We start from the raw sequence: 7724 nt of genomic DNA, 5'->3' as shown, positions 1-7724 counted from the left end.
TGGTATGGTTCTAGGCTATAAGTTTGAATAATTCCCGGATGGTTAAGATTTTTGGCGATGGTGTATTGATTGCGAAACGACAAGAGTTCAGAGAAACTGGGATAAGGATTTTTCAGCAGTTTAATCACTACTCTTAACGAGTCAGTTTCTCGATACCCTCGATAAACCAGGATTCTGGAACCATTGTAGAGTAAATCATAGATGCGATATCCGGGAATACTGACTAAAGTGCTAACCATGCTGCTAAATCCTGAAGATTTCCAGATTTAGTATTCCCAGATATTTGAAGTTGTTTACCAAAAACCGCCAAAAATCATACCGGAATTTCAATGATAAATTCTGTACCCTCACCTAGAACAGAGTTAAAACTTAATTTTCCACGGTGGGTTGATTCGACTATCTGACGAGCGATTGCTAATCCTAACCCCGTCCCTTTATCAACAGCTTTCGTCGTAAATAAATGGTCAAATATTTTTGATTTCACTTGTTCACTCATCCCCTTAGCATTATCAGCGATCGCAATTTTCACGCCTTCATTTACCAGTGAGGTTTTAATTGTAATTCGGTTGGGATTATCCTTAATTTTCTTAAAAGTCCGTCCCGTATTTGATTCATCCAGCGCATCAATGGCATTGGCCAGAATATTCATAAATACCTGATTTAATTGCCCAGAAAAACATTCAATTTGGGGCAAATTACCATAATCAGTTATCACTTCAATTGCTGGACGTTGTTCGTTTGCTTTCAGGCGATGTTTGAGAATTAAAATCGTACTGTCAAGACCTTCGTGGATATTAAATGGCACTTTATAATCTTTATCAGCGCGGGAAAAAGTTCTTAAACTAGTGCTGATATTTTCCAGGCGATCGCACGCCATAGACATAGAATCAAGCATTTTGGGCAAGTCTTCTAAGCTATAATCCAAGTCGATTTTTTTAGCGTGTTTAATAATTTCATAATTTTTATTGGGGAAACTTTCTTGATATATTTTCAAATGTTGAATAATATCATCGAAGGTAGGTTTAGCTTGTTCGAGACTAGCAGCAATAAAACCAAGAGGATTATTCATTTCGTGAGCTACACCAGCAACTAAATTGCCCAATGCAGACATTTTCTCACTTTGCACAATTTGTAATTGGGCATTTTGCAAGTTGTGTAATGCCTGTTCTAGTTGTTGGACATATTGCTGCGAAAGCGAGTAAAGTCGAGCATTTTCTAGGGAAATCGCCGCTTGAGTGCAGAGTAAATTCAGGAGTTCGACGCGATCGCTAGTAAACGCCCCCGTTGCTAAATTATTTTCTAGATACAATATGCCCATCAATTTCCCTTGATGCAAAATTGGGCTACACAAAATACTATACGGCTGCCGACGCATGATATACGGATCATTGGCTAAAGTCGGATCAGCTGTGGCATTAAACAACACAGCCGTCTGCCTGTCGTGCAAGACTTTATAAATCAGCTTCAGGGGAATGTCTTGGCTCTCCTCAACCGGAAGGCGCTGCAACACCACCGGCTCGGAACCTTCAATAATTGACCCTTTAATTAACAGGCGTTCGTCTCGCAACAGCATCAATACGCATTTATTAGCCCCAGCATTTTTGATGACGATAGAAAGCAACGATGAAAGTAGGTTTTCGAGTTCGATTTCGCCAGAAAAGCTTTGAGAGGCTTGGAGAATGGCAGCTAAGTCAAGAGAATCTGAGATGCCGCTACTGTTTACAGTGAGGGAAATGCTGGAGGTGACACTCCCCAATGCGAAGATAGTTTCGCTCGTGGAGAGGGGAGAATGGGTTTGCTGGAGGATGGGGGCGAGGAGTTGGGGATAGCGTTTTTCTAAGTCGGTAACTTTGGCTTTTGCTCCCCAACGGGCATAACAGTAGTATGCTTCTTGCATATAGACTTGAGCGATTTTTTCTTTACCGCATTCGAGGTAAAATTTAGCCGCGAGTTCGTTTGCTAAAGCTTCTTCTTGAATATAGCCGTTTTGTTTTGCCCCCGATATTGCCAGGTCGTAATATTCTTGTGCTTGAAGTTTATTGCCGAGAATGCGATCGCGTTCTGCTCTAATTAAATCGCATTTGTGTTTAATGTCGGTAGGAACTAATTTTGCCCGTCGTTCTAGGTTGTGCTGAACTTTGGTAACTCGTTTGAGTAACTGCTTTTTTCGTTGAGGTGAGAAGTTAGGATAAGCAGCCAATCGCGTTAAGGCATCATAAAACCAAGTAGATATAATACCATTGATGCCAATTAATTCTTGTTCGTAGGGAAGGGAAGCATCTGCTGCATCAAGTGCTACTGAGATATTACTAAACAAGTATGCAATAAGTACTTTGGAGTAATAAATAGTAGAAAGAAAGACAGCATCATTACTGGCTTGAAAGTGGGGAATTAGCTGTGTTTCATCGCACTCTGTGCCAACTAATATATAGGGTTGGGGAGATGCCTCCGTCAGATTTAGCATTAGCTGCCGCAGTATACTAATTTGTTGTAGACTCACTTCATCGGGTATTTCCGTTGTCAATGCTTGATGGTAGAGTTCAGAGATTGGTAACAACTCAATGAGTAGCTTTCCTGAGAGGAAACCTACATGAATTTCACTGAAGTATCCCAGACCTACGAAAGCAAAATCTCCACAATTCAAGGCTGCCTGTTTGCCTTCTTGAATCAAGTGTAAGCTGTTGCTGAGTGGTTGTTGCCAAATTTGGCTGAAGATTGCTATGCTTACTTTTATTTTTCCTTCAATGTAGAGGTTTGGTAATTTATTTAGTAACTTGAGGGAAAATTGCCCCATTTGATAACTTGCTTCTAATTCCTGCAAACTTGATAAAATAATGCTATAGATTGTATAAAAACTAGATGACCAGATAGAATTACCCTGTTGAAGGGATTTTTGGACACCTAGAAATGCCAATAGTGCCATTAATGGCTGTGAACAGAAATATGCTGGATAGGAAATTAAATTGCTAATTCGCAGTACGACAATAGTTTCTAGATTTGTCATCACAGGTAATTGCAACAGCTTTTCTAAGGAATTACCACGCAATAAAACCTTAGTTTTGATTAATTCTGCCAACACTTGTAATTTACTTGGCTGCGATGGTAATTTAATCCCTAACAATTGGAGAAATTCTAAACCCGTATCAATCGACTTTTGATAATTCTTGTGGGCACTATAAGCTTGAATTTGAGCCTCATAAACAGCAAGGTTATCTACTACTGTTTGGGAATTAAGTTTTACTACCTGCATCAATTGAGTGACTTCTGCAAACCTACCCGTCAAAAATGCTGTATCTGCGGCAATATTATGCAAACTAAGAGTAATATTATATTGCCGTTGCCAACTATTATCATCTAACAAACTCATCCCTTTTTCTGCATAACTAAAAGCCGCTGAATATGCCGTTGCCCTTCTCGCTTTCTGAGCAGCATTGAGATTGATTTTGGCAACTTTACTTTTCTCGATATCATCGGCGATCAGGGAAATTCCCATATTCAATTGATTGGCGATATCAAATAATTTATCTGTTTGTTTGACATCGGAAGTATTGGATAATAATAAACGTCCAATCTGTAGATGTGTTGCTTGTTTATCTTTGTCAAGAATTAATGAATAAGCAGCTTGCTGAATGCGGTCATGGGAGAATTTGTAATTAACAACATGGGACATTTCTTGTTGATAAATTGCTTCTTCGTCGGCAATATAAAACTTATAAATTTCACTTTGCGGTAAAACCAAAGCTTCCTGCAAAGCTTTCCAAAGTGCGGCAGCAGTTTCATTTTCTGACTGTTGAGAAACAGCTGCTAAAGTCATCAAATTAAATTGATTGCCAATACATGCCGCTAACTTTAAAATCCCTTGAGTTGAAAAAGGCAGCTTTTGTAACTGTTGTGCCATAAATTCTACCACATCATCAGTCAATGCAGCTTGTTTAACTAGGGTAATATCGCACTGCCAGCATCCTAGTTCAGAGTTGAATACAATCAATTTATCTTCATACAAAGCCTTGAGGAACTGTGTACTAAAAAATGGGTTTCCTTGAGTTTTTTGATAAATTAACTGCGTCAAAGGTGTCGCTAGGTCGTGTATGCAATTTAAAGTATCTGCAACCAGTCGATTTAAAGTATTTTCACTAAGAACTTGCAATGTAATACTATTAATAACTGCACCCACTTTATGCATCTCCTCCAAAGTCATCATCAAAGGATGTATTGGAGACACTTCATTATCCCGGTAAGCACCAATTAATAATAAATATCCGCTATCCTCACCCATCAATAATTCAACCAGTTTGAAAGAAGCCGAATCAGCCCACTGTAAATCATCCAAAAACATCACTAAGGGATGTTTTTTAGTTGTAAAAACGCTAATAAATTTCTGAAATATTGAATTAAATCTATTTTGGGCAGCAGTTCCTGATAATTCTGGTACTGCTGGTTGGATACCAATAATTTTTTCTAGTTCGGGGATAACTTCAATAATTACTTGTCCATTTTCCCCCACAGCCTCTAATATATTGCTTTTCCATTGCTGGATTTGAACATCACTTTCTGTGAGCAATTGCCCCATTAAATCCCGGAAAGCTTGCACAAATGCACTGAAAGGAATATTGCGCTGAAATTGGTCGTATTTCCCTTTGATAAAATAACCGCGTTGCTGCACAATCGGTTTATGAACTTCGTTGACAACCGCAGTTTTACCAATTCCCGAAAAACCAGCTACCAGCATCATTTCTGTTGCACCCAGGCTCACTCTTTCAAATGCTTGGAGTAGGTTTTCTACTTCGGTTTCTCGTCCATAGAGTTTGTCAGGAATGATGAAGCGATCGCACACATCCCGTTTCCCAATTTCAAAGCCCTTAATTATACCAGTTGACTGTAGTTGATGTAAACAATTTTCTAAATCAAACTTCAAACCCAAAGCACTCTGATATCTCTCTTCGGCATTCTTCGCCATCAATTTCATCACGATATCTGACAACACCTGCGGTATCTCATCTCTGATAACTGAAGGAGGTTGTTTAGCAATATGACAATGCACCAACTCCATCGGATCGTTTGATTGAAATGGTAAAACTCCAGTAAGTAACTCGTAGAATGTTACACCTAAAGAATAAAAATCAGTTCGGTAATCAATCCCCCGATTCATCCGTCCAGTTTGTTCAGGGGAAATATAAGCCAGTGTCCCTTCTAAGACATTGGGATTGATTAGCGTTTGGGTTTCTCGTGGTAGTAAGGAGGCGATACTAAAGTCGATTAATTTAACTTGTTTGGTTTCTGGATTAATGAGAATATTGGCGGGTTTGATATCTTTGTGAATAATCCGCTCCCGGTAGAGTACATCTAAGGTGTTGCATAGTGCGATCGCTATTTCTAAAAACTCCATCAGAGATTCTACGCTTCCCCCCACTCCCCACTCCCTACTCCCCACTCCCCAATCCTTGAGAGAAATCCCCCCAAAGTCTTCCATCACCAACGCATAGCCATTTTGGTAGGGTTCCAGGCTATAAGTTTGGACAATCAGAGGTGAGTTGAGATTTTTAGCTATGGTGTACTGATTGCGAAACGACAAGAGTTCGCTGAAAGTGGGATAAGGATTTTTCAGCAGTTTAATCACTACTGGTAATTCGTCAGTCTCTCGATACCCTCGATAAACTAGTGTTCTAGAACCATTGTAGAGTAAATCATAGATGCGATATCCGGGAATACTGACAAAAGTGCTAACCATGCTGCTAAATTCTTAAGGCTTCCAGATTTAGTATTCCCAAAAAAGATCCCCGACTTCGCGCAAGTTGTCGGGGATCTGAGGACTAAACTATACCGGAATTTCAATAATAAATTCTGTACCCTCACCCAAAACAGAGTTAAAACTCAATTTTCCGCCGTGAGTTTCTTCAACAATTTGACGAGCGATCGCCAACCCTAATCCTGTGCCTTTACCAACAGCTTTCGTAGTAAATAAATGGTCAAATATTTTTGATTTGACTTGTTCATTTATCCCTTTACCATTATCCAAAATGGTAATTATAACTAGATTATTTTCGACTGATGTGGTAATTTTAATGGAGTTAGAATTGGCTTTAATTTCCTCAAAGCTGCGTCCATAATTAGATTCGTCTAACGCATCAATAGCGTTGGCGATAATATTCATAAATACCTGATTTAATTGACCAGGGAAGCATTCAATTTGAGGTAAATCACCATAATCCTTGACAACTTCAATGGCAGGACGTTGTTCATTAGACTTCAGGCGATGTTTCAAAATTAGAATTGTGCTATCAATGCCTTCATGAATGTTAAACGGTACTTTATAATCTCTATCAGCACGGGAGAAAGTGCGGAGACTGGTGCTAATATTTTTTAGGTTATCGCACGCCATAGTCATGGAATCAATCATCTTAGGCAAGTCTTCTAAGCTATAATCTAGGTCGATTGATTCGGCATGGTCTTTGATTTCATCACTTTTATTGGGCAGGCTTTCTTGATAAAGTTTTAAGTGTTCAAAAATATCAGAAACAGTGGGTTTAGCTTGTTTGAGACTGGCAGCAATAAAGCCCAAAGGATTATTCATTTCATGAGCAACGCCCGCCACTAGATTTCCTAAAGCCGACATTTTCTCTTTTTGGATCAGTTGTAGCTGGGAAGACTGCAATTCAGCAGTTTTTTCTGCCACTTGCCGTTCTAAAGTTTGGGTTAAGCAATGGAGTTGCAGATGGGTTTTTACCCGTGCCAATACCTCCTGTTCTTGAAAGGGTTTGGTGACATAATCAACTGCACCCAAATCTAGAGCCTGAACTTTGCTATCGGTATCAGCTAAGGCAGTCATAAAAATGATGGGAATGCGGCAGGTACGGGGATTTGCCTTTAACCGTCGGCAGGTTTCAAAACCGTCGATTCCTGGCATCATGATGTCTAGCAAAATTAAATCGGGCAGTTTTCTCTCAATTTGTTGAAGGGCGCGTTCACCGCTAGTGGCGATCGCCACATCATAGCCCATATCGCTCAATGCCTCAGAAATGACATCCAAATTGCTAGGTATATCATCCACAATTAGAATTAAACCCGTTACTATTGCGCTCATCTTTACTTTCTCCTTAAAGGTGATTTTTGGTCAGATACTGTTGGATTAATTCCTCGATCTTTTCCGACTGGAATTGCTTCACGAGTTGTAAAACTTGCTGAATAAAAGGTTGATAGAGCCGATCCTTTTGTTCAATTTCTTCAGCCACGATCGCCAACTTCTTTAAGCGTCCTTCTTGAGCCAATTCTAATAACACTTGTAAGTCAGCAGCATCGGGAGCAATTAGTTCTGATTCAGATGCCAACGCTGGCATAGTGGAGGTTCCTTGATCCACTATTTCTTCATAGTTCCAAGTGAGTTGTAAATGATTTGCCAAGGCCTTAAATAAATCCTGAGCATTAATCGGTTTAGCCAGAAAATCATCACCCCCTGCTTCTATACTCATCTGCTGGTCTATTTGCGCTACCGAAGCTGATGATACCAGCACTTTTAGGTGTTTCAAGTCTTCGGTATTGCGTAACTGTTTCAGCATGGCAAAACCATCCATCACGGGCATTGCTAAATCTGTAATGACTAAATCTGGTAAGTGTTCTCGTATTTTGTCTAAGCCAGGACTTACGCAACTGGCATAAAGAACGGGCGGAACACAGCCCCGCCACGCTGTAATTTAAGTCAGACCAAACACATATAAACGTCTGGACGT

At 39.8% G+C, this 7724-nt stretch carries 4 protein-coding genes; all 4 read right to left on the bottom strand.

The genetic code is table 11. The features are described from left to right. The coding region (locus V7K67_RS19065) for a hypothetical protein (protein ID WP_335167917.1) at nucleotides 1–239 on the bottom strand (239 nt) is incomplete at its 3' end. A 74-nt stretch (nucleotides 240–313) separates the two neighbouring features. Then, nucleotides 314–5728 (bottom strand): trifunctional serine/threonine-protein kinase/ATP-binding protein/sensor histidine kinase, encoded by a 5415-nt coding sequence (locus tag V7K67_RS19060; RefSeq protein WP_335167915.1) that lies wholly within the window; start codon nucleotides 5726–5728, stop codon nucleotides 314–316. Nucleotides 5729–5815: 87 nt separating this feature from the next. Then, a complete protein-coding gene (locus tag V7K67_RS19055; RefSeq protein ID WP_335167913.1) occupies nucleotides 5816–7081 on the bottom strand; it encodes a sensor histidine kinase in 1266 nt (421 codons plus the stop codon). 13 nt (nucleotides 7082–7094) lie between these two features. Further along, nucleotides 7095–7688 (bottom strand): response regulator, encoded by a 594-nt coding sequence (locus V7K67_RS19050; RefSeq protein WP_335167919.1) that lies wholly within the window; start codon nucleotides 7686–7688, stop codon nucleotides 7095–7097. Nucleotides 7689–7724: the final 36 nt, after the last annotated feature.

Origin of the sequence: Nostoc sp., assembly GCF_036917155.1 — a bacterium.
Classification (GTDB): Bacteria; Cyanobacteriota; Cyanobacteriia; order Cyanobacteriales; family Nostocaceae; genus Nostoc.
This window is presented reverse-complemented; position numbering and strand designations above follow the sequence as displayed.